Raw genomic sequence first — 22,301 nt, forward strand, 5'->3', positions numbered from 1 at the left:
AAAACCATGTTGGCGAATTCAGCTTTTCACACGCGCAAAACCCTCGCTGCCGGCATCACACTGGCCGCGGGCATGACTGCCGCAATGCTGGTCTTGAGTCCTCTGGCCGCCTATGCCGCCGACCACCCCAACCTGGTTATCAGTGCGGCGGATGTCGATGCCATGCAGGGGGCAATCAAACAGCCCGGCCGTTTTCGTAATGCCTTTCTTGCCACGCAGTCTGCCGTCGATCGCGCACTGCAAGCACCACTGGCTATACCCATGCCCGCCGATGCCGGCGGTGGCTACACCCATGAGCAGCACAAGAAAAACTACCAGCTGATGTATAACGCCGGGGTGCTGTATCAGATCACGCAGGATCCCAAGTACGCTGAGCGCGTGCGCGATATGCTGCTCGCCTACGCAGAGCTGTATCCCACACTGCCGTTACACCCAAAGCGTCGCTCGGGAGCGGATAACCCCGGCAAACTGTTCTGGCAGAGCCTTAACGAGGCGGTGTGGCTGGTTTACACCATCCAGGCATACGATCTGATTCTCCCATCTCTAACCGATGCGGAAGCAAAAAAGATTGAGCAGGGAGCCATTCGGCCGGTGGCCAAGTTCCTATCTATCGATTCGCCGAAGACCTTCAACAAGGTACACAACCACGGCACCTGGCTAACCGCCGGTGTGGGTATGGCCGGTTATGTGCTCGACGAGCCGGAGTGGGTGGAACAGGCACTACTGGACTTGGACAAATCTGGCAAAGGCGGCTTCCTTCGCCAGCTGAGCACACTCTTCTCGCCAGATGGCTACTATAACGAAGGCCCCTACTATCAGCGCTACGCGCTGATGCCATTCGTAACCTTTGCCAAGGCGATCGAAAACAATGAGCCAGAGCGGGGTATTTTTGAATACCGCGACGGTATCGTGATGAAAGCCATCGATACCACTATCCAGCTCAGCTACGACAACCTGTTTTTCCCGATCAACGATGCCATCAAAAGCAAGGGTATCGATACATCGGAGCTGGTACTGGGTGTCACCATCGCCTATGGCCATTCCGGCGACCCACAGCTGCTGGATATCGCGGCCAAGCAGGATCAGATCCTGCTGTCTGGCGATGGGCTTAAGGTTGCGAATGCTCTGGATGCAGGTCAGCAACAGCCCTACACCTTCAAATCTTTCGCTTTCCGCGACGGTAAAGACGGCGATGAAGGGGCACTGGTTGTCCTGCGCCAGCAAACTGACGGTGACCAGGCGCTGGTGTTCAAGCCCGCCGCACAAGGTATGGGCCACGGCCACTTCGACAAGCTCACCTGGCAGTTCTACGATCGCGGGGAAGAGATTGTTACCGACTACGGCGCCGCTCGCTTTCTGAATGTGGAAGCCAAGAATGGCGGTCGCTACCTGGAAGAGAACGAAACCTGGGCCAAGCAGACGGTCGCTCACAACACGGTTGTGGTGGATGAGACCTCTCACTTCGATAACAACCTGAAAGTTGCCAACCAGAATCACCCGGATCTGCTGTTCTTCCATGCGGACGACCAGGTCAAGATCAGCGCGGCAGAAATTGATTCCGCCTACCCGGGTGTGCGCCTGAAGCGCACCATGGCACTGGTGAACAGCCCGGAAAATGGTAAGACCTTTGCCATCGACGTATTCGATGTGGCGTCCAGCAAGGAACATCAGCTGGATCTGCCACTGCATTACAACGGTCAGCTGGTCGACACCAGCTTCAGGCTTCAGGGCTTCACCGACAATCTTAAGGCACTGGGCACCAATCATGGTTACCAGCACCTGTGGCTGAAAGCCCGTGGCAAGCCAGAGTCCGGCCTCGCACAGGTAACCTGGCTGAACGACAACGGCCGTTTTTATACCCAGTCGAGCCTGATGGATGGCGCTACCGAACTGCTGTTTACCGAGCTTGGAGCCAACGATCCCAATTTCAACCTGCGTTCGGAAAAGGGCTTCATTGCGCGCCGTGACGGCGTCAAGTCGCACACCTTCGTGAGCGTTCTGGAGCCGCACGGCCAATACAATCCGTCCAAGGAATTTACCCTCGAGGCAGAAAGCCAGGTGAACGCACTGGATCACCAGCGCGTTGGTGATCTGGAGCTGATCACAATCGGAACCAAAGATGGTGTGACCCAGTTGCTGGCGTACCACCGCAGCAAGGGTATCGCGGCCGATGCCAGGCACACCTTCAAATTCGGCGGCAGTGAGTACAGCTTTACCGGTCGCGCCAAACTTTTTCAATTCAACAATTAATAATGGCGGAGGAATGAATGCCCGCAACTGATGCATTTGTACAAGCGCAGGATGTCGAAGTCGAAGACCTGGGCGGCGGAATAAAACGGCAGATCCTCGGCCACGACGACAACCTGATGATTGTCAGAGTCTGGTTTGAGGAAGGGAGTATCGGCTATGTGCACAAACACCCACACACCCAGGTGAGCTATGTGGAGAGCGGGGAGTTTGAAGTGCAGGTCGATGGACGTAAAAAACTTTTGAAAGCCGGCGACAGTTTTTACATAGCACCACATTTGGAACATGGTGCCGTGTGCAAAAAGGCCGGAGTGCTACTCGATACCTTCAGCCCCTACCGGGAAGACTTTCTGGAAAACGAATCAGGAAAATAATAATGAAGAACTTACGCTGGACTATTGTGTCCCTGGTAGCCCTGGCTACCATCATCAACTATATCGACCGTACCGCGCTTTCGGTGATGTGGCCGGGCATTGCCGATGACCTCGGCATGGACAGTCACGACTACGCCAATATCATGAGTGTGTTCCTGATTGCCTACGCCATCGGTCAGGCGGTGTTTGGCCGGGTATTTGATGCAATCGGTACTCGTCTTGGTTTCATGCTTTCTATTGTGGTGTGGTCGATCTCCATCGCGCTGCACGCATTGGCCACGTCCGTGGCATCGTTCAGTCTTTTCCGCATCCTGCTAGGCTTCGGTGAAGCGGGTAACTGGCCCGGCGCTACCAAAGCGAACGCCGAGTGGTTCCCGGCCAAGGAGCGCGCACTTGCCCAGGGCATTTTTGGCGCTGGCGCGTCTGCGGGAAGCATTATTGCACCGCCGCTGGTTGCCTTTCTTTATGCCTTCCTCGGCTGGCAGGCCACCTTCGTAGTCGTGGCACTTCTCGGCTTTATCTGGCTCGTGCCCTGGCTGATCATCTACAAAAGTGGACCCGATGCGCACCCCTGGATTACCCAGGAAGAACGCGAGCTGATCCTGTCCGGGCAGATTACAGCGGAGAAAGACGAAGACGAGTATGTTCCGAATCTACGCGAGCTGCTGTCGCACCGCCAGAGCTGGAGTGTCATCTCCGCCCGCTTCTTCATTGAGCCGATCTGGTGGTTGTTTGTGGCCTGGTTGCCGCTGTATCTGAACGACAAATTCGGTTTTGACGTAAAAGCCATTGGTGCCTCTGCGTGGATTCCATACTGCGGCGCCGCAGCCGGCGCCCTGTTTGGGGGCTGGTTGTCTGGCAAGCTGATGAGCAGCGGCTGGAGCGTGAATAAGTCCCGCAAATTTGCCGTACTGTTTGGTGGCTGCTGTATGTTGCCCGCCCTGCTCGCCACCACAGTTGCTGCAACGCCCGCGGCAGCACTCGCGCTGATCACCGTAATCCTGTTTGGCTTCCAGGCTGCGATTAATAATATCCAGACACTGCCCAGCGACTACTTCTCCGGAAAAAGCGTTGCCAGCCTTGCCGGTATCAGCGGCGCCGTCGGTGTGATCAGTGTCATTACCGCCATTCAGTTGGTTCCATTCATTACCAACGATGGCACCTACTATCCGCCCTTCTTCATTCTCGGTGCTTCTCTGGTGCCGCTGATGTTGATCTCTGTTCTGTTTGTTGGGGGACGTATCACACCAGTACGTAGCAAACACGAAAAGAAGCAACTCGCTGACGCAGCGAGCTAGCTCAAACACAAGAAAATCTTCGATTCGACATCGGAAATCAAAATTACAGTCAGGAGTCACTATGAAACTTCAAGGTAAAGTAGCCATCGTCAGCGGTGGGGCACGGGACATCGGTAAAGCGGTTTCCCTGAAGCTGGCAGCAGAAGGCGCAAAGGTAGTGGTGAACTACTTTAGCAATGCACAGACTGCAGAAGAAACGCTGGCCGAGATCAAGGCAGCGGGCGGCGAAGCCATCATCGCCAAGGGCGACATGACCAAGCAGGCGGACGTGGCGAGCGTTGTCGCTGCGGCACAGGAAGCCTACGGCAAAACCATCGACGTCCTGGTGAATGTTGCCGGCGGCCTGGTAGAACGCAAAACCATCGAAGAGATGGACGAAGAGTTCTTCAACAAAGTTATCGCATTGAACCTGAACAGCACCTTCCTGCTGACCAAAGCCGTTGTTCCGCACATGGATGGCGGCGCTATCGTAAACCTGGCTTCCCAGGCTGGCCGTGATGGTGGTGGCCCCGGTGCTTCTGCGTACGCGACCTCCAAGGGTGCGGTGATGACCTTTACCCGCGCCATGGCGAAAGAGCTGGGACCAAAAAACATTCGTGTGAACTCCCTGTGCCCGGGCATGATCAGTACCACTTTCCACGATACCTTCACCAAAGATGCGGTGCGTGAAAATGTTGCGAACGCCACTCCGCTGAAGCGCGAGGGTAAAGCTCCGGAAGTCGCAGACGCGGTTGCCTACCTGGCGTCCGATGAAGCCTCTTTCATCACCGGCACCAACATCGACATCAACGGTGGACTGTTCTTCTCCTGATTTGGGGAAGAATGGCGAAATGGTACTTGAGGTAAACAGGCGTAACTCTTGGGCGAAATAGTGATGCACAAGCGCATAGCAGTCATCGGCGAATGTATGCTGGAAATGAACCTGGACGGCGATTGTCGCAGCTACCATAGCGAGCCCCGCTTACAGGCGGGTCTCTCGTTCGGCGGCGACACATTAAACACTGCGTTGTATATGTCCCGTCTCGGCGCCAGTGTCGATTATGTCACTGCGCTGGGGGATGATCATTTAAGTGATTGGATGATTCGCCAATGGCAGGCAGAAGGTATCGGTTGCGATCTGGTAAAGCGCGAGGCGAATGCAACGCCCGGGCTTTACCTGATCGAGACCGATAGCACCGGCGAGCGCACTTTCCACTACTGGCGAGACCGCGCACCGGCCAAACGGCTGTTGGACAGTGCGCAAGCGGCAACCCAGTTGTTTGCCCAGTTGAAGCGGTTTGATGCGATTTACCTCTCTGGGATCTCCCTCGCCATCCTGTCGCCCTATGGGCGCGAGTGCCTGTTCGATTTCCTTGCGGATTTTCGCCAGGGTGGCGGTCAGGTGATTTTCGACGGGAATTATCGACCGCGACTGTGGGGCAACGAGACACTAACCCGCAAAGCCTACGAACAGATGCTGCGGCTCACGGATATCGCATTGCCGACATTCGAAGACGAGCAGATGCTGTTTCATGACACAGATACCGATGCCGCGCTGGCGCGCTTGCAGGCGTGGGGAGTGGATGAAATCGTGCTGAAACTGGGCGGAGATGGGTGTCTGGTGGTACAGCGAAACCGGGACCCGCGACTGGTACCGACAAATAAAGTGGTACCCGTAGATACCACCGCGGCCGGTGATTCGTTCAATGCGGGTTACCTCGCCAGCCGTCTCGCTGGTGACAGTGCTGAGAAAGCAGCCGCAAACGGACACCGCTTGGCGAGCACGGTTATCCAACATCGCGGTGCCGTCATTGCGCGAAGCGCCATGCCAGAAGGTACCGAGACGGCCTGATAACCACGGTAAGCGGAATCATGCAAAGCGGCCAGTTGGCCGCTTTTTTATTGCGTGTCTTTTCGCGCCGTTGTCGTCCATTTCGTCACCGGAGGTCCCCCCGGACAATATCTGTCATAACGATTGGTTTTACCTCTTGGGGATTTATTTTATAAACGGCCAAATTAAAAATTTTTTTAAATCAGTTGCCGACCAGAAAAATCACTAAAAATGGATACAAAACAATAATTTACAGGGTTTTCACAGCAACCTATCTTACCAATACTGCTAACCAATGTTGTTGACAGGTTTTTCGGTTCGCGTTTAACTCGCCACTCTGAGAGCTAATAAAAACATAAGTGTTCTTACAATGAGAGGAAACCGTTACATGGATAACAATAAAACGTTTAAGAAGTTCGATAAGCAGAGTGCACTGAAGGATCTGAGTGTGCTGATGCTCTCCGCCTCTGCTATGGCATTTACCCCAATGGTTGCCGCCCAAACGGACGACGCCGCTGCGCTCGAAGAAGTGAGCGTGACCGGTATTCGTGCCAGCCTGGAGGCAGCCGCTGACGCAAAGCGCGACGACGCCCGAGTGGTTGACGCAGTTGTTGCGGAAGATATCGGTAAACTCCCGGACAACAACATCGCCGAAGCACTGCAGCGAGTGACCGGGGTTTCCATCAACCGCGACTTCGGTGTGGGCTCCGAGGTCTCCATTCGTGGCCTTAAGCAAAACCGCGTGGAAGTAAACGGCCGCTCCGTACTGGGTGATACCCGCAGCGGCATCGACTTCCAGGACTTCCCCGCCGCGTTCCTTGAAAAAGTGGAAGTGATCAAGTCGCCTACCCCGGAAATGACCGAAGGCGCGCTCGGCGGCACCATCAGCCTGAAAATGGCCCGTCCGCTGGATCTCAACGGACCTCTGGCCGCTGTATCTGTGCAGGGCGAGTACGCCGACAAGGCCGATAACTGGGCCCCTATCATCAACTCCGGCGTGGGCAACACCTGGGATCTGGGTGATGCCGGCACCTTTGGCGTGATTGCGTCTTTGGCCTACCAGGACCGCGAACTGCGTCGCGACGAATCCCTGGTGCAGCTGCAGGTCGGTGAGGTCGAGGGAATGCCCCCCGCACAGAATACCCCCAGCGGCAATTACGTATATGGCCGCGAGCATACCTTTAACCCGCGCACCGAAGTGCGTGAGCGCACCGCGATCAACCTCGCATTCCAGTGGGCGCCGGCGTCAGAGCAGGGTCAATTCTATCTGGACCTGAACTCCGTAGAGCGCGCGGGCAGCCAGGAGACGTTCTCACTGCTGCACATCCTCGACTCACCGACGGTGATTCCAGGACAAACCTACGAAGACGAAAATGGCCAGCTGCAAAACTTCATGTACGACGAAGTTCAGCCACTACAGACTGCCGGCTCCAGCTTCCGCAACAGCGACTCCTTCAGCCACGCGTTTGGTGGCGCATGGGATTTCACCGAGAAGCTGACCGTGAGTGGGGAATTTTCCTACGCAGAGTCCGATAGCTACACGCCTTTCTCTGAATTCCGTTTCCGCGGCATCGATCGCGAGCTGGAAGGCCAGGGCGCGGATGGTGAGAACAAATGGCTGATTCCGGTGACCTTCGAGAACAGCAACAACAGCGCACCGACCATCGACTTTGCCGACGGCTATGTATTTACCGATCAGCAAAATCAGGCGTTCCGCCGCTACGAAGATACCCGTACCTACATCGATAATGCAGAAAGCGCGTTCAAGTTCGACGTTGAGTATGCTGAGCCGTTCGGCCTTGAGTGGGTATCTTCCGTCAAAACCGGTGTGCGCGCGACATCGCGGGATTTCGAACAGAACCGCTACCAGTTCCGCATTACCAATATCTTCAAAAACTTGGAGGACGCGGACGGTAATCCGGACATCATCTGGATGGAAGATATCGCCGCACAGTTCCCGAATGCGATCAAGGACTACGATTTTAGCGGGGATGCGTTTGAACACACCGGCAGGAGTGGCGCTTACGACCTGGCTAAAGTAACCGCGTACGATGTGGGCCTTCTGCAAAACCAGCAGGCAACCTTCGATATCGTTCAGCAGCTGCTGGCCGGAACGAATATGGAGATCAGTGGCAGCCTTGCGGACAACCTTGCGTACCAGGAAGGCAGCTACTCGGAAGTGAATGAAGAAACGTCTGCCGCCTACGTCCAGGCCAATCTGGACTTTGGCGATGTGCGCGCTGTTGTAGGTGGTCGTTACGTCTCCACAGACGTCACCTCCAGGGCATACCAAGATGGCGACATCGTCTCCGACGGTGCCAGCTACGACGATTTCCTGCCGAGCGTTAACGTCACCTGGAGCCTCAACGAAGATACGCAATTGCGTTTTGCTGCGGCCAAGGTCATGCGCCGCGCCGACTTCAATGAGCTGAGCCCCGCCTACAACTATCGTGATGCCTACATCGCCGCCAGCCGGGGCAACCCGGATTTGGAGCCCTATCGCGCGACCCAGTATGACATTGCTGCCGAGCACTACTGGGACAGCAACATGGTGTCTGCCACCTTGTTCTACAAGGATGTTGAATCCTTCCTGACCCAGACCTTTGAATGTGAAAACCAGCCGGAAGTGGTCAGTACCCTGACCAATACCTCGGACTTCGACAAAATCTGTCTGTGGCAGGCGAATGGCATTCAGTACGCGAATGCGAACACGCCAATTTCTGAAATGGGTATTCTCACCGACTTCATCACCAACGGTGAGAACGGCAAGATTCAAGGGCTGGAGCTGGGTTACCAGCAAGCCTTCGACTTCCTGCCTGGTCGCTGGTCTGGCCTGGGCATCAGCGCCAACTACACCTACGCGGACAGTGAAGACCCGAATGGCGTTGCGCTGGAAGATATTTCTAAAAATACCTTCAACACGCAGTTTTACTACGAGTACGAAGGCCTGGGTATTCGCCTCGCCTACACCTATCGCGACCGCTTCCTGGATAGCGCGCAAACCAAACGCGTACTGCCGCTGGGTGAGCTCGTACTGGGCGCAGGTTCGGATGATCCAACACTGGGCAACGATTACCGCGAAGACCTCTCGCAATTGGACCTCTCTGCCAGCTATGACGTGACCGAAGACATTACGGTGATCGCAAACGTTACTAACCTGACCGCAGAGCCCACTATCAACACCGGTGCCAACGGCACAGCGTTCCAGATCATGGAAACTGACCGTCGCTACGTACTGGGTGTGCGCGCGAAGTTCTGATCCTCTCGTTGCACTCAAGCTTATTGCTGACCTCCAGCAATGAAGTACAGCCGGCGGTTTCACACCGCCGGCTGTATTCCCTGACCAGATTTGCCGCTCTTTTTCGTTATATCCCATGCAGAGTTGAGAGAACCGGATACTACCGGTGGCACTGCCGTGGTTTGAAAACTCGGTAAACGACGCAGCAGGTTTTAATTGCTGCCAATTAGAAAACCCTACATAAATACATAAAGAGGGTCCCATGAAATCAACATCTCTAGCGATGAAAGTAAGTTGCGCTGTCGTACTGTCTGCTTGTATTGCCAGTGCCAACGCATCCATTCTTAACCCTGGCTTTGAAAGCAGCTTTGACAACTGGGTCGACACCGATCCTTCTGCCCTTTCCGGCGTTGCTAACAGTGGCAGCAAGTCCGCAAAAGTTTCCGGTAGCGGTGGTCGCGTCGAACAGGAAGTTCCCGTCAGTTCAAACACCAATTATCGTTTGACCGCTTACGTGCGTGGGGCCGGCACCGTCGGTGCACAGGTGGGCGGATCTACGTTCGATAGCAGCGCAAGTCATTCCGACTGGCAACCGGTGTCAGTGGAGTTCAATTCCGGTAGTGCCAGCAGCATTACCATCTTCGGTAGTTATAACGGTGGCGAAGGTCGCTTCGATGATTTCGCCCTGGAGAGCCTCGGTACCGGGTCCAGCTCATCCAGCAGTTCCTCCAGCAGCTCCTCCAGTTCCGGCGGCGACAGCTGCACTTCAGGTAGCAGCCTTACCATTATTGCCGCAACGGATGATGGCACTAACGACGGTAACGGCCCGGCAAATGTACTCGACGGCAGCTTCGCGGCACAATCTCGCTGGTCCTCTCAGGGCATCAAATGGATCACGCTAGATCTCGGTGTCCCCCAAACCGTGCAGGCCATTGATATCGCATGGTACAAGGGCAACCAGCGAGCCAGCTTCTTTGAGGTCGAGACTTCGGCCGACAATAGCAACTGGACCGTGGTCCTATCTGGCGGGCAGTCGAGCGGTACCACAGCGGATTTTGAACGCTATGATCTCGCGGACACCAGCGCTCGCTATGTTCGCGTCACCGGCAGTGGCAACACCGCCAACAACTGGAACAGCATTCTGGAAATGGATGTAATCGGCTGCACGGAGAGCGGCAGCGGTTCCAGCTCTGGCGGATCCTCTTCCGGTTCCAGTAGTTCCAGCAGCAGTTCAGGTGGCAGCTCCAGCGGTGGCTCTGGCGGTTCCAGCTCGGGCGGAAGCCTCGATCCGAACCTGCCCCCGTCCAGCAACTTCGACCTGAGCGCCTGGTACCTGAGCGTGCCTACCGACAACAATGGCGATGGCAAGGCCGACTCCATCAAGGAAAATGACCTGAATGCAGGCTATGCAGATGGCACCTACTTCTATACTGCTGCCGATGGCGGCATGGTGTTCCGCTGCCCGATCGATGGCTATAAAACATCGACCAACACGTCCTATACCCGCACCGAGCTGCGCGAGATGCTACGTCGTGGCGACACCAGCATTGCCACCCAGGGGGTCAATGGAAACAACTGGGTATTCGGCTCCGCACCCGCTTCGGCACGTGAAGCAGCCGGCGGTGTCGACGGTGTTTTACGCGCAACCCTCGCGGTAAACCATGTCACCACTACCGGAGATAGCGGCCAGGTTGGACGGGTGATTGTTGGACAGATTCACGCCAACAACGACGAACCGCTGCGTCTTTACTACCGCAAGTTACCGGGCCACAGCAAAGGTTCTGTGTATATCGCCCATGAGCCAAACGGCGGCAGCGACAGCTGGTACGACATGATTGGCAGCCGTTCCAGCAGCGCCTCGGACCCGTCCGACGGTATCGCACTGGATGAAGTCTGGAGCTACGAGGTCAAGGTTGTCGGTAACACCCTCACCGTGACCATCTTCCGTGCTGGTAAAGACGATGTGGTACAGGTTGTGGATATGGGCAACAGCGGTTACGACGTCGCCGACCAGTACCAGTACTTCAAGGCCGGGGTGTACAACCAGAACAACACCGGCAATGCCAGTGACTATGTCCAGGTGACCTTCTACGCCCTGGAGCAGTCGCACGATTAACCTTCCATTTAATCTCTCGCCAGCGCGTGATGCGGGCGGCCTCACCCCCAAGAAATCGTTTGTCTGAAGGGGTCGCCCAGCAGAAGCTTCCCGGAGCGGTGTCGGTTCATCTTCGCCACTCCGGTTTTTTTGGTTTTTACGCGATGTTTTACCTACCCATTTACATCAACAGGAACCTGTCCCGTGACTTTCTGGAATCTTCACGCAGTATCGAAGCCAATCCTTCGTCGGTTTTTTTTCGCAGGTACCCTCACGGTCATGATCGCCGGTTGCAGTGGTGAATCCGGCCCTGCAGAACAGGCTGATCCTGAAGCGCCAACTTCGAGCTCATCCTCGAGCTCATCCTCCAGCTCCTCTTCAAGTTCATCCTCGAGTTCATCAAGTTCGAGCAGTAGCTCTGGCGGTGGATCCAGCAGCTCCAGCAGCAGCGGTACCGACAACGGATCTGGGTCCGGTCTTGATCCCCTGTTACCACCCTCCAGTAATTTTGATCTATCGGACTGGTACCTCAGCGTGCCCACCGATGACGACGGCAATGGCAAAGCCGACTCGATCAAGGAAAACGAGTTGAACAGTGGCTACGGAAACAGCGGCTATTTCTTTACCGGCAACGATGGCGGCATGGTATTTCGTTGCCCCGTGGCTGGTTACAAAACCTCGACCAATACGTCTTACACCCGTACCGAGCTGCGGGAAATGTTGCGCCGCGGCGATACCAGTATCGATACCCAGGGCGTCAATAAGAACAACTGGGTCTTCGGCTCAGCCCCTAGCGCCGCCCGCGAAGCGGCCGCAGGCGTCGATGGCATTCTGCGAGCAACCCTTGCGGTCAACCACGTCACCACCACCGGCGACAACGGCCAGGTAGGCCGGGTGATCGTCGGCCAGATCCACGCCAACGATGATGAGCCCCTGCGCCTCTACTACCGGAAACTGCCGGGCAACAGCAATGGCAGCATCTATATCGCCCACGAAATCAAAGGGGGTGAGGATACCTGGTACGAACTGATCGGCAGCCGCTCCAGTAGCGCATCCAACCCGGTTGACGGTATCGCCCTGGATGAAACCTTCGGCTACGAAATCAAGGTGGAAGGCAACACCTTGACCGTCACCATCACCCGCGAGGGCAAAGACGATGTGGTACAGGTGGTCGACATGCGTAATAGCGGCTACGACAGCGCAGATCAGTACCACTACTTCAAGGCCGGCGTGTACAACCAGAACAATACTGGCGATGACACTGACTACGTTCAGGCCACCTTCTACGCCCTGGAGAACAGTCACACCGGCTACGCCTACTAGGTTCGCCGGTCGTGCGGGCCAGCGCTGCCAAGAAATATTTCTGTACGGATATTGCCCGCAAGCGCAACCAGCGCTTTAATCGCAGTCCTTCTACCACCTTGCGGGCCAACCCCGGCCCCATCAGCTGTCCTTCATGACCCAATTCCCAAGCCCTGACCTATCCATCCGCCCCGCCGTCGATACCGATCTGGATCCATTGTGCACCCTGGAGGAAGCCAGTTTCCGTGGCGACCGCCTGAGCCGTCGACGTTTTCGCCACTGGCTGAAAACCGACAATCGGGTATTTCTGGTGGCAGAACAGGCTGGCTGTCTGCTGGGCTACGCACTGGTACTGCTGCGTCGGGGTACCCGGCTTGCGCGACTCTACTCCCTGGCAGTTGCGCCCGCCGGTCGCGGCAAGGGCATTGGCAAAGCCCTGCTCTCCGCGGCCGAAGACGCCAGTAGCCGCAGCGGCCGCCTGTACATGCGGCTGGAAGTGGCCGAGCACAACACGGCCGCCATCGCGCTCTACCAGCAGCTGGGGTACCGCACCTTCGGCAGCTACAGCAATTACTATGAGGATGCCGGCAACGCCCTGCGCATGCAGAAACGCATTCGCTACCGCCCGGAAAACCTGCAGACCGCCGAGGTGCCCTGGTACGGACAGCGCACGGAATTTACCTGCGGCCCCGCCGCCGCAATGATGGCCATGGCCGGCCTTGATCCGGGCTATACGCCCAATGCCAGTGACGAATTAACCCTGTGGCGGGAAGCGACCACTATTTTTATGACCTCCGGCCACGGCGGCTGCCATCCCATCGGGCTGGCACTGGCGATGCAGAAACGAGGCTTTGCCTGTGAGGTTTATCTGAACCTGCAGGCGCCACTGTTTATTCAGGGTGTACGCAGTGAGGAAAAAAAACGCGTTATCCAGCAGGTCGATGCCGATTACAGATCGCAGGCGGATTTGGCCGGTTTGCCGGTCATTGCACAGGACTTCACCCAGGAACAGTGCCAGCAATGGTTAGAACAGGGCGCGCTGGTTTTACTACTGATCAGCACCTACCGACTGGACGGAAAGAAGGTGCCGCACTGGGTCACACTAACCGGTATGGACGACCAATGCTTTTATGTGCACGACCCGGATGTAGACGATGAAGACAACCCGCTCGACAGCCAATATCTACCTATCGCGCGGGAAGATTTCGCATTGATGTCGCTATTCGGGAGTGAGCGCTTACGCACCGCTGTGGTAGTGCGTCAGGCCTGACGTTAATAGTTGGCTCACTGAGCTTTGCGAAACAGATCCCCAAAGAAATCCCCCCGGTACCAGTGCGGCTTTTGCTCGGCGTCCGTGACTTCCCGTGCGATGGCGTAGTTCACTTCGGCAAACTGTTGTGCGGCGATATAGTTGACCTGCTCATCCGCCTCATCACTGGGGCGGTGGTAGCGCGACTGGAGAAATTCTATTTGCGCGGCGGTGCCATTAATCTTTTTGTCGATGGCTTCGCGCCCGGTGATCAGGTAGATGGCCGGTACGCCCTGGCGCACGAAGCTGTAGTGGTCGCTGCGCACAAAAATGACCTGCTCTGGCATCGGGTCGGGGCTGAGCTTGAGGTTGGCCCGCTGGGCGGCACGCGCCGCAGTTTTGCCGAGGCTTGAGTGTTCGGCGCCGAAGGCGATCACATCCTGGAACGGATACAACAGCATCGGCATATCCAGGTTGATGTTGGCCACCATGGCTCGCGGCGCAACCGGCGGGTGCTGGGCGAAATAGTCGGAGCCGAGCAACCCCTCTTCTTCTGCGGTCACCGCCACAAACAGAATCGAGCGCCGCGGGGCCTGTGCGGACTCCGCAAACAGTCGCGCCACTTCCAGCATCACTGCAATACCGGCCGCATTGTCCTGGGCACCATTGTGAATGGTGTCGTGCCCGGATTCAGCGTCCGCGTCCCACCCATGGGCGGCGGCACCAATATGGTCGAGATGCGCGGAGAAGACGACATATTCATGTTTCAGCACCGGGTCGCTGCCGGGTAACAGGCCGACCACGTTGGGACTGATGAGCTTGCGGTGTGCGGCGCTGCTGCGGACGGTCGCGCTGTAAGGCAGTGGGAACCCCTTGGGTACCACACCGTTTTCCATCTCGGTGTACACGGTATCGAGACTGCGCAATGCGCCCATGAACAACTGCTTGGCCGCGGGCATGTCCAGAATCAGCCCCGGGTGCAAACCGGGAATGGCGTTACCGGGAATGTCGTCCGCGCGCACCCAGTCAAAACTGGGGTCGTTCACGTGCTCGACGGAGCGGACAAACGGCCTGCGCGCTTCCCGCGCCGGGGTGTTCAGGGTGATCGAGCCCACCGCGCCATGCCGCGCGGCAGTATCCCGCTTGTTGCGCCCGGAGGCGTAGTGGGCACCCACTTCACTGGGCAGTTTCGCCGGCCGCCCATCCAGCATCACCACGATTTTGCCCTGCACATCCAGCCCGGCGTAATCGTCGAGACCGTAGTCTGGCGCCTCGATACCGTAACCGACAAACACCAATCCCGCAGAAGCTACCGTGTCTTCACTGATGGTCGGGGGGGATGCGAGAAAATCTTCTCCCAGCTGAAAGGTAATATCCCCCTCGCGTCCGTGCAGCACCAGGGTGGCCCGCTCATCCCCCCAGTGGGCCTCGCGAAATGGCACCGACTGAAAGTAGTCGTCGCCGGTGATCAACTGCAGGCCAAGTGCCGCAAAACGGTCGGCGACATACTGCGCGGCCTGCCGGTAACCGGCACTGCCGGTCTGACGCCCGGCGAGCGTGTCGGCGGCAAGGTATTCCACATCTGCACGCATCTTGTCGCTGTCGGCGGTTGGGATGGGGGGCTGGCCCGAGAGGCGGGTGCAGGCACCCATGCCCACCCCCAGCAGTACGGAGAGGGTGGCCGCTACAGCAATGCGACCAGCGATACGGTTTATTGTCATGGGAAGCTCGTCAGCATCGGTCTTGCAAGTATCGTTTGTGAGCGAACGCGACTACGAACCTGGTGACCGAATGTTTTTTGGGAATCTTGCGGGCGAGCTTAACACGGACACCGGTATCCAGACCGGCGATTGGCGGACATCAGTGGCGAGGTGCAAGTCTCATAAAACTGCTGGCGACGGCGTTTTCAGCCAGTTCGTGGGCCCGGTCTGCACAGAAATCGCCGTGAGCGCCGAGCAGGTGGTAAAACGGCAGGTTCAACAGGCGCTGGAAATCCGCGGCGAGCCAGCGCTGGCTGTTTTCGTGGTCCGGCGTGGCACGGCGGCGCCAGCCCGGGGCCACCTGCATCCCCCGGTGCACGCCACTCAAGCGCAGCATCCATTTGCCGGCCCAACTGCAGCCGGTCCAGCCGTCCCAGTATTGCAGCGCATCGCAGGTGAGCAGCAGGCCACCGGCCTGCGGAATATACAGGGCCGCCTCGGGCACTTTGCTGTTGCTGAACTCGAACACCCGCCCACCGGTAACCGGGCAGGTGCCGCCGTCGGTAAGAAACTGATCGGCGGGCGGTAACGGGTAGTGGTCGGAGTGGGCCTGACGCCAGAAAAATACATTGAAGCGGTCGCGATAATAGAGATCATCGCAGCCGTGGTAGTAGCCGAGCCGCACGGCCTGGCGCACACGACCGAGCTCGCACAAGCGCTCCTCTTCCAGGCGGCGAAGCCGCACGGGGTTCACCAGCAGCAGGTCATCGCCGGAGCGCAGGATACCCATATTGCGGTTCACCACTACCCGGGGTGCGATGCGGGCCGTACCGCGCACCACAAAAAAATCCGGCAACACCTGATGGATGTGGCCGTGTGGCAGTGGTGCGGGGTAGGCGATATGCATGGTCTCGGGAAGCTCCTCAGCGGCGCTCCCTGCCGGATATCGATCTTGTCTGCCGACGTCAGGTGTGCAGCGCTAGCTGTACTGCAATCGGTTGCTGATGCCGTACAGGATCTGCATGGCCTGCGCCGCATCGCGCTCGCTCACCAGCAGATGCTCGTGAAAGCGGGCAGACACGATATTGGCCTGAATACCGGCGTCGGCGAGCTCGCCCACAATAATGCCGGTAAGCCCAGGCACCTGCAGGCACGCGGAGTATTGCAGGGTAATCTGGCGGTAGCCGCCATCTTCCGGGATGGCTTCGCGCTCGGCTATTTCTTTTGGCAGCAGCGCACAGACACCCTCGCGCTCGCGAAACACACACAGGCACTCATGCAACAGTTGCTGCAACTGGGCGTCATCGAGGGTGCACATCACCAGCGGTGTGCGGTTCAGGATCGGGGTCATGCGTTGTAGTAGCTGGTCGATTTGTACCTGGGCATTCATGATACTTGTGTCTCCAGTCTGATAATCGGTACCCGGTCAGTCCGGCCGGCGATTTTTCGGTTTTGCGGACTTGTCTTTCACACGCGCTTTTGCGGTGTTTTTGCGCTTCTGTGGCGATGCCACGGCGGGGGCGGCTTCTTCGCCGCCAAAGGTTTCACCCTCAAATTCCGGCTCGCCCTCGGCGGGTGTGGTGTCAACCAGCTCCGCGGTTACCGCCTCCGTCTCCCAGCGGTCGAGGGCGGTATCGATATCTTTCTCGATATCCATGCGCGGAAATGTGGGACAGGGCGCGTCTTTTTCGGGGTTGTGCCAACCGGATAGCGGTGCCACAAATACCACCAGGGATTTATGCAGGTAGTTGCGCCCGATGCTGGCCTCGGTCCAGGTGGTCTGCCAGGCATACTTGCCCTTGACCGCGTAATCGCTTTCGTAGGATTTCAGGGTGAGGAAATAGGGATACAGGCGGCCACCGCGACACACGATCCTGCGCTCGGTTTTGATATTGGCCATTTGGGTGAACGGATCGAAATACCAGCGAATATCGTAGCCGTAAGCGAACTTCATTTTGTCGCCGTGACGGCTGAACGCATAGGAACGACCGGTGCCGTCCTTGTTCAGGCTCCAAACATGCTGCGCTTCGCCATCGCGGGAGATTAACCAGTTGCCGACCCACTGTGAGGCTTGCAGGCGGGACTCGGTATTCCAGCCGGGATATTGGGCCTCTTCCACCCGATTCTCGGAACTCTCGGCATCGGCACCCTGCTGCGCGCTTTCCTCGGCTTGGGAATGCAGGCCGTAGCCGGTAATCGCCACCGCCGCTGCCCAAACGAGCGGGCGCAAAATTCGCGCGGCCATTGCGCGCTGCGAGGAGCTAAAGCGTTGCTGTGTCACAGCCGGTCTCCGCTTGCGCTTTACCCGTCCCTGAGTGTCTGGCGAATGGATGGGGCCGCCGAGGGGTCGCTCCTGACCGGGCCGGCGGCTGGGCACCGCAAGATGCACCGTCACATTCCTGCTTCCGCGCCCGGGGCTCAATTACCCGTAGAGGCGGTCTGCTGGGGGTCCTTGCGCTGACCTTCGTACAGGTTCGGGCACTCGGCACCGTGATTGGGCGTTTCCCAGTTGGGCAGGCGGCGTTGAAACGCCAGAATGCCGCCATTGTGTTGCCGCCAGTGACGACCGTCGATCACGTTGAAGTCTAGGGTGACGGGGCTCCAACCGGTAAATTGCGCATAGACCATGCCGCTGTTGCAGTGCAGGGTGCCGCCGGTGCGAATGCGCACGGTATCGCCCTCGATCCGCCAGGAAATGGCAAACCCGTGCGTGAGCTGCCCGTCTTTGCGGAAGCCATGGGCAAACCCGGTACCATCCGACTTGAGCTGCCATACCAGCTGCTCGTCGCCCTGCCCCACCACCAGCCAGTTGCCCGCCCACTGGTGGGCGTTGGCCTGATCGGGCGTTTTGGACTGAGCGGTCGCGATCATCGGGACCAGAAGGAACACTACAAGCACCAGTAAATAGGCCTGCAGTAGGGATAGGAGAACGGGACGGAAGGACAACTGACGCAACAACTTCATGCGGCACTCTTCTCTGTTGGATTCTACGACTGGCGGTTATTTGAACAACCTAAATAAAAGCCTAGTCGTAAATCTCAACTGTGGCAGCGAATGCGACAAAATTCTTTGATTCCGCGCCACGCCACCCTAGATCGGCCATACCCTGCCGCGCAGCGTGCGCATTCAGCGCTCGTCACCGTCGCCGGCGGCGAAGCCGGTACCACAGCAGAGCCCCCAAGCCGAGTGCAGCGACAAACAATATCGCGGCCCACGCATATATTGCGCTGCCAGAAGATGGCTGCATCTGCTCCCGCGCGCGCACCACATTGCCCAGCAGGCGCTGGAATTTATCAATCACCTTATTGCTGGGGGCGCGGTCGAGGATCGATTGCCGCAGTTCCTGCCACTGCTGATCGAGCTGTGCCGCGAGCGCGGGGTTGCGCGCCACCAGTTGTGGCCGGGCCTGGGCATAGCCTTCACGCAAACCAAGCATCACCTGGTGATAGGCACTGGCGGTATCGCCACCGCGATAGGCGCTCTGCGCCAGGTACAAAAGCCCCGCCGCCCGCGCCAGGGGGTGCTGAAGATGGGCGGTTTCCTGCGGATGGGCTCGCCACCACATCAGGGCATCGCGGGCCTGGGGTGGCAACTCTGCGGGGCGCAAGATCGCCGCACCGGGCAATCCCACCAGTGCGGGGTATTCTCTGGCGCGTTCGAGGGCCGGGGCCGACTCGGGGGCCGCGAACCCGGCCACCATCACCGCCAGTGCCCAGCGCTCGCGATGGCTGAGATCGCCATCGACGTCGGCATCGTGGGCGTCGTTGCGGGTGGGCTCGAGCACGTTGTAGAAATCGTACAGGCTGAGGTTGGCCATGCGCGCCGGATCATTCAACTTGCGCTCCGCCTGGGGCGCATCACCGCGCACCCCATGACAGTGCTGGCAGCGGTCCTGGTACAACGCCAGCGCTTCGCCCGCGGGGGGCAGCGGCTCAGCCGGCGAGCGGGGTAACTGGTAGAGCGCGGCAAAACGATCGGCGGCGGTATTGGCGCGCTGGCGTACTTCGGCCACCGGAGCGCGCTTCTCCACCGCCTGCGCCAGCGCGCGCAGGTTCTCCAGCAACTGGGCGCGACCGGGCTTGTCCGGCAACGTCTGCAGCAGTGACGTGGCCACCGCCACATTCCCCTGTAGCTGGCGATACAGGCTGCGGTCGCGGATTGCGCCACCCACCACCGCCTCGGGGTAATCTACCGCCACAAATGACAGCAGGTTCACCGCGCGCGCGGCGGTACTGCGGTTCTGCTGGTCGACCGCGGGCTGTGCCCAGGCCCATCCCCACACGAGGCAGAGTGCGAGCACGGGCAGGTAGCGCTGGCGTGGATGTAGTCTGGGCATGTTGTGACTGGCGGAAATTTTTTGGTATCCCGTTCTAGCCTAGCAGCAACACGGAGCATACAAAGTGCTGCCGGAACGGCAGACATAAAAAAACCCCGCAGGTGCGGGGTTTTTTAGCCGGGCTCAATCAGCCTTTTTCGGCGCGTTCTTTCTCGATCAGGAAGTCCACCACTTCCAGCATCAGCTGCTGGCCGTTGGATTTTCCTTTCAGCCCGGGCAGCGAGGTGCTGACACGGTACTTGCCGGCCACGACCATTTCCGGAGTACCGCTCAGGTTGTAGGCGCGCTGCTTGGCCTGACCCTGCTTGACCTTGCTGTTGATGGCGAAGGAATTCAGCAGTTTCACCGCCTTTTCACCATCGGCACCATTGTCGGCAAAGATCGCGGCAATAGCGGCGTTGTCCGGATTCCAGTTGCGACCGTCGCGGTCGGCGAACATTTTGCGCTGCTGGGCGATGGCATTGAAAACCGGGCCGTGCACCTTGTCCAGTGCACCCATGGCGTCGGCCACGTAGAACATGCGGGCGTGCACTTCCATCACCGGCTGCCAGATGGCCGGAATCTTCTTCAGGGCGACGTCGGCGGGCATGGTTTCCTGCCATTTTTTCAGCGGCGCCTCGAAGTGGTAGCAGTGTCCACAGCCGTACCAGAACAGCTCGGTCACTTCGATCTTGCTATCGTCGTCCTGGGCGACAGCCTGTGGCAGCACTTCATAGTGCTGGCCTGCTTTGAACTTACCCGGCGAATCCTGGGCGCAGGCTGCAAGGCTCAGCAGCATGGTAAACAGGGCAACAACAGCTCTCATAGGGACTTACTCCAAACTTTTATTCTGGGTGACGGGCGCAGTATGACGGTTGCTTGCTGGCGCCCGGCTGAATATAGACCGCGGAAATTATTGAAGTTCCCGGGCTCCGGTGCAACCCGGGTGCGGCAGCAGGACACAAAAAGGCCGGTCAGTGACCGGCCCTTGTGACCCAGTGCCCGTTGCGGATGGCGGGCGGGACAGAGTTTACTCGGTCAGGCCGGCCACATAGTTCGCCACAGCCTTGATTTCAGCATCGGTCAGCTGGCGGGCCACGGTGCGCATAACGCGGGTGTCGCCATCATTGGCGCGGGTGCCAGCGCGGAAGGCTTTCAGCTGCTTCTCCACATACTCTGCATACTGGCCGGACAGGCGCGGGTAGCCCGCCGGGGCGTTGCCCAGACCGGTGGGCGAATGACAGCCCATGCAGGCGGGAACACCGCTGGAGGGGTTGCCGGCGCGGTAGATCTCGCGGCCCAGGGCCAGGCCATCCACGTTGTCGCCGTTGTTCAGCATGACCGAGAAGGCCTCGGAGCCGGAAATCTGGATATTCTGCGAAGCGAAGAACGCGGCAATGTCCTGCAGGTCCTGATCGTTCATATTGTCCAGCATACCGGTCATTTCCGGCACGGCACGATCTCCGTTTTTGACATCGTGCAGCTGCTTGAGCAGGTACTTTTCACCAAGACCGGCGATTTTCGGAAAGGTCGGCGCCGGGCTGTTGCCATCTGCACCGTGACAGGCGACACACATCGCCGCCTTCGCTTGCCCCGCAGTGGCGTCACCGGCGGCGTAACCTGCCTGAGCGAACGCTACCATTCCCAAAGCCAAAGCGGCCTTCTTTATAATGCTGTTCATACGTCGTCCTGTTGCGCGCTGAATATTGAGCACCCGATTAACGTCGCTGGCGGCTTATCCGTACGCCCGGCAGCCATCAGCGACGTTGAAACCGCGGCATTATATACTTGCGCGCCATCTGAGTGTACCGGGAAGACACATGTCTGAATCCAATGTAGAACGAATCAACTTCCGCCGTGCGGAATTTTTAATCAGTGCGCCCACCCTGGCGGAGTGCCCGGAGGATACCGGCGCCGAGGTCGCGTTCGCGGGACGCTCCAATGCCGGCAAATCCAGCGCCATCAACGCCCTGACCGACAACGGCAAGCTGGCGCGCACCTCCAAGACACCGGGACGCACCCAGCTGATCAACTTCTTTCGCCTGAGCGAGCAGCAGCGGCTGGTGGATCTGCCGGGCTATGGCTACGCCAAGGTGGCCCGCTCCATGAAAGACGAGTGGCAACGACATCTCGCGTTTTACCTGGAACAGCGCCAGTGCCTCAAGGGCCTGGTGCTGCTGATGGACATCCGCCAGCCGCTCAAGGAGTTCGACCTGCAGATGCTCTCCTGGGCAGTCAACGCCGGGCTACCGGCACATATTCTGCTGACCAAGGCCGACAAGCTGAAGAACGGGCCCGCCAACAATGTGCGCTTCGCGGTGGAAAAGGAACTGAAGGCACTGGAACTGGACAACAACGTCAGCGTACAGATCTTTTCCTCTCCCAAGCGCAAGGGGTTGGGAAAGCTGGAGGCGCGCCTGAATCAGTGGCTGTCGCTGGCGCCACCAGAGGCACAGGACGACGACAACACAACTCCCGCCTAGCCTGACCAGCGATCACCGGTGCACCATAAGCCCGTATCTGGAGCCAGTATCGGCTGTGCGGGCAATGGTGAAATGGCCCGCCAGATTTCGACTAAACTGAAGGTGAGCCCGGTGAATTTGTCGGTGACACCCCACCGCACGGCCATGCACTGGCACCCGGTGTCGTTCATTGCGGTAACCGGACGCGGCC

Annotated in this window: 19 protein-coding genes; 10 read left to right on the forward strand and 9 right to left on the reverse strand. The window is 58.3% G+C overall.

What is annotated here, in order from left to right:
• Positions 1 to 6: 6 nt before the first annotated feature.
• The 7 genes from AU182_RS01360 to AU182_RS01390 all read left to right on the forward strand — a co-directional run bounded on the left by AU182_RS01360 (position 7) and on the right by AU182_RS01390 (position 11,083).
• Positions 7 to 2,250, forward strand: coding sequence for a heparinase II/III family protein (locus AU182_RS01360; RefSeq protein WP_082859144.1), 2,244 nt, complete (start codon positions 7 to 9; stop codon positions 2,248 to 2,250).
• Between the two features lie 17 nt (positions 2,251 to 2,267).
• Entirely contained in the window at positions 2,268 to 2,621 is a 354-nt protein-coding gene (locus tag AU182_RS01365) for a cupin domain-containing protein (RefSeq protein ID WP_066959617.1), read from the forward strand.
• Positions 2,622 to 2,623: 2 nt separating this feature from the next.
• A complete protein-coding gene (locus tag AU182_RS01370) occupies positions 2,624 to 3,919 on the forward strand; it encodes an MFS transporter (protein WP_066959620.1) in 1,296 nt (431 codons plus the stop codon).
• Positions 3,920 to 3,980: 61 nt separating this feature from the next.
• Entirely contained in the window at positions 3,981 to 4,730 is a 750-nt protein-coding gene (locus AU182_RS01375; protein WP_066959622.1) for an SDR family NAD(P)-dependent oxidoreductase, read from the forward strand.
• A 63-nt stretch (positions 4,731 to 4,793) separates the two neighbouring features.
• Entirely contained in the window at positions 4,794 to 5,750 is a 957-nt protein-coding gene (locus AU182_RS01380) for a sugar kinase (protein ID WP_066959624.1), read from the forward strand.
• A gap of 367 nt (positions 5,751 to 6,117) precedes the next feature.
• On the forward strand, positions 6,118 to 8,988 hold the full coding sequence (locus AU182_RS01385) for a TonB-dependent receptor (protein WP_082859145.1): 2,871 nt from the start codon (positions 6,118 to 6,120) through the stop codon (positions 8,986 to 8,988).
• Positions 8,989 to 9,229: 241 nt separating this feature from the next.
• Entirely contained in the window at positions 9,230 to 11,083 is a 1,854-nt protein-coding gene (locus AU182_RS01390) for a polysaccharide lyase family 7 protein (protein ID WP_227718076.1), read from the forward strand.
• A gap of 200 nt (positions 11,084 to 11,283) precedes the next feature.
• Here AU182_RS01390 and AU182_RS16600 read toward each other — a convergent pair whose 3' ends face one another.
• On the reverse strand, positions 11,284 to 11,523 hold the full coding sequence (locus AU182_RS16600; RefSeq protein ID WP_193754300.1) for a hypothetical protein: 240 nt from the start codon (positions 11,521 to 11,523) through the stop codon (positions 11,284 to 11,286).
• A 25-nt stretch (positions 11,524 to 11,548) separates the two neighbouring features.
• Here AU182_RS16600 and AU182_RS01395 point away from each other — a divergent pair, with 25 nt between their 5' ends.
• Complete coding sequence (locus AU182_RS01395; protein WP_153039123.1) at positions 11,549 to 12,385, forward strand: polysaccharide lyase family 7 protein; 837 nt, start codon at positions 11,549 to 11,551, stop codon at positions 12,383 to 12,385.
• A gap of 133 nt (positions 12,386 to 12,518) precedes the next feature.
• Positions 12,519 to 13,634, forward strand: coding sequence for a GNAT family N-acetyltransferase/peptidase C39 family protein (locus tag AU182_RS01400; protein WP_066959629.1), 1,116 nt, complete (start codon positions 12,519 to 12,521; stop codon positions 13,632 to 13,634).
• A gap of 14 nt (positions 13,635 to 13,648) precedes the next feature.
• On the opposite strand, the gene AU182_RS01405 is transcribed toward AU182_RS01400, so the two are convergent.
• The 8 genes from AU182_RS01405 to AU182_RS01440 all read right to left on the reverse strand — a co-directional run bounded on the left by AU182_RS01405 (position 13,649) and on the right by AU182_RS01440 (position 21,309).
• Positions 13,649 to 15,334: a M28 family metallopeptidase gene (locus tag AU182_RS01405; RefSeq protein WP_066959631.1), complete on the reverse strand. Its 1,686-nt coding sequence runs from the start codon at positions 15,332 to 15,334 to the stop codon at positions 13,649 to 13,651.
• Between the two features lie 139 nt (positions 15,335 to 15,473).
• On the reverse strand, positions 15,474 to 16,220 hold the full coding sequence (locus tag AU182_RS01410; protein WP_066959633.1) for a hypothetical protein: 747 nt from the start codon (positions 16,218 to 16,220) through the stop codon (positions 15,474 to 15,476).
• 72 nt (positions 16,221 to 16,292) lie between these two features.
• Positions 16,293 to 16,703: an ACT domain-containing protein gene (locus tag AU182_RS01415; protein ID WP_066959635.1), complete on the reverse strand. Its 411-nt coding sequence runs from the start codon at positions 16,701 to 16,703 to the stop codon at positions 16,293 to 16,295.
• A 36-nt stretch (positions 16,704 to 16,739) separates the two neighbouring features.
• A complete protein-coding gene (locus AU182_RS01420; protein ID WP_153039080.1) occupies positions 16,740 to 17,594 on the reverse strand; it encodes a hypothetical protein in 855 nt (284 codons plus the stop codon).
• Positions 17,595 to 17,731: 137 nt separating this feature from the next.
• Complete coding sequence (locus AU182_RS01425) at positions 17,732 to 18,277, reverse strand: hypothetical protein (protein WP_066959640.1); 546 nt, start codon at positions 18,275 to 18,277, stop codon at positions 17,732 to 17,734.
• A 172-nt stretch (positions 18,278 to 18,449) separates the two neighbouring features.
• Positions 18,450 to 19,649: a hypothetical protein gene (locus AU182_RS01430; protein WP_066959642.1), complete on the reverse strand. Its 1,200-nt coding sequence runs from the start codon at positions 19,647 to 19,649 to the stop codon at positions 18,450 to 18,452.
• A gap of 127 nt (positions 19,650 to 19,776) precedes the next feature.
• Positions 19,777 to 20,454, reverse strand: coding sequence for a thiol:disulfide interchange protein DsbA/DsbL (locus AU182_RS01435; RefSeq protein ID WP_066959644.1), 678 nt, complete (start codon positions 20,452 to 20,454; stop codon positions 19,777 to 19,779).
• A gap of 204 nt (positions 20,455 to 20,658) precedes the next feature.
• Complete coding sequence (locus AU182_RS01440; protein WP_066959646.1) at positions 20,659 to 21,309, reverse strand: cytochrome c; 651 nt, start codon at positions 21,307 to 21,309, stop codon at positions 20,659 to 20,661.
• A 139-nt stretch (positions 21,310 to 21,448) separates the two neighbouring features.
• Here AU182_RS01440 and yihA point away from each other — a divergent pair, with 139 nt between their 5' ends.
• Positions 21,449 to 22,111, forward strand: a complete 663-nt coding sequence (gene yihA / locus AU182_RS01445; RefSeq protein WP_066959648.1) for a ribosome biogenesis GTP-binding protein YihA/YsxC — start codon at positions 21,449 to 21,451, stop codon at positions 22,109 to 22,111.
• The last annotated feature ends 190 nt before the right edge of the window (positions 22,112 to 22,301 follow it).

This window comes from Microbulbifer sp. Q7 (assembly GCF_001639145.1).
Taxonomy (GTDB): domain Bacteria; phylum Pseudomonadota; class Gammaproteobacteria; order Pseudomonadales; family Cellvibrionaceae; genus Microbulbifer.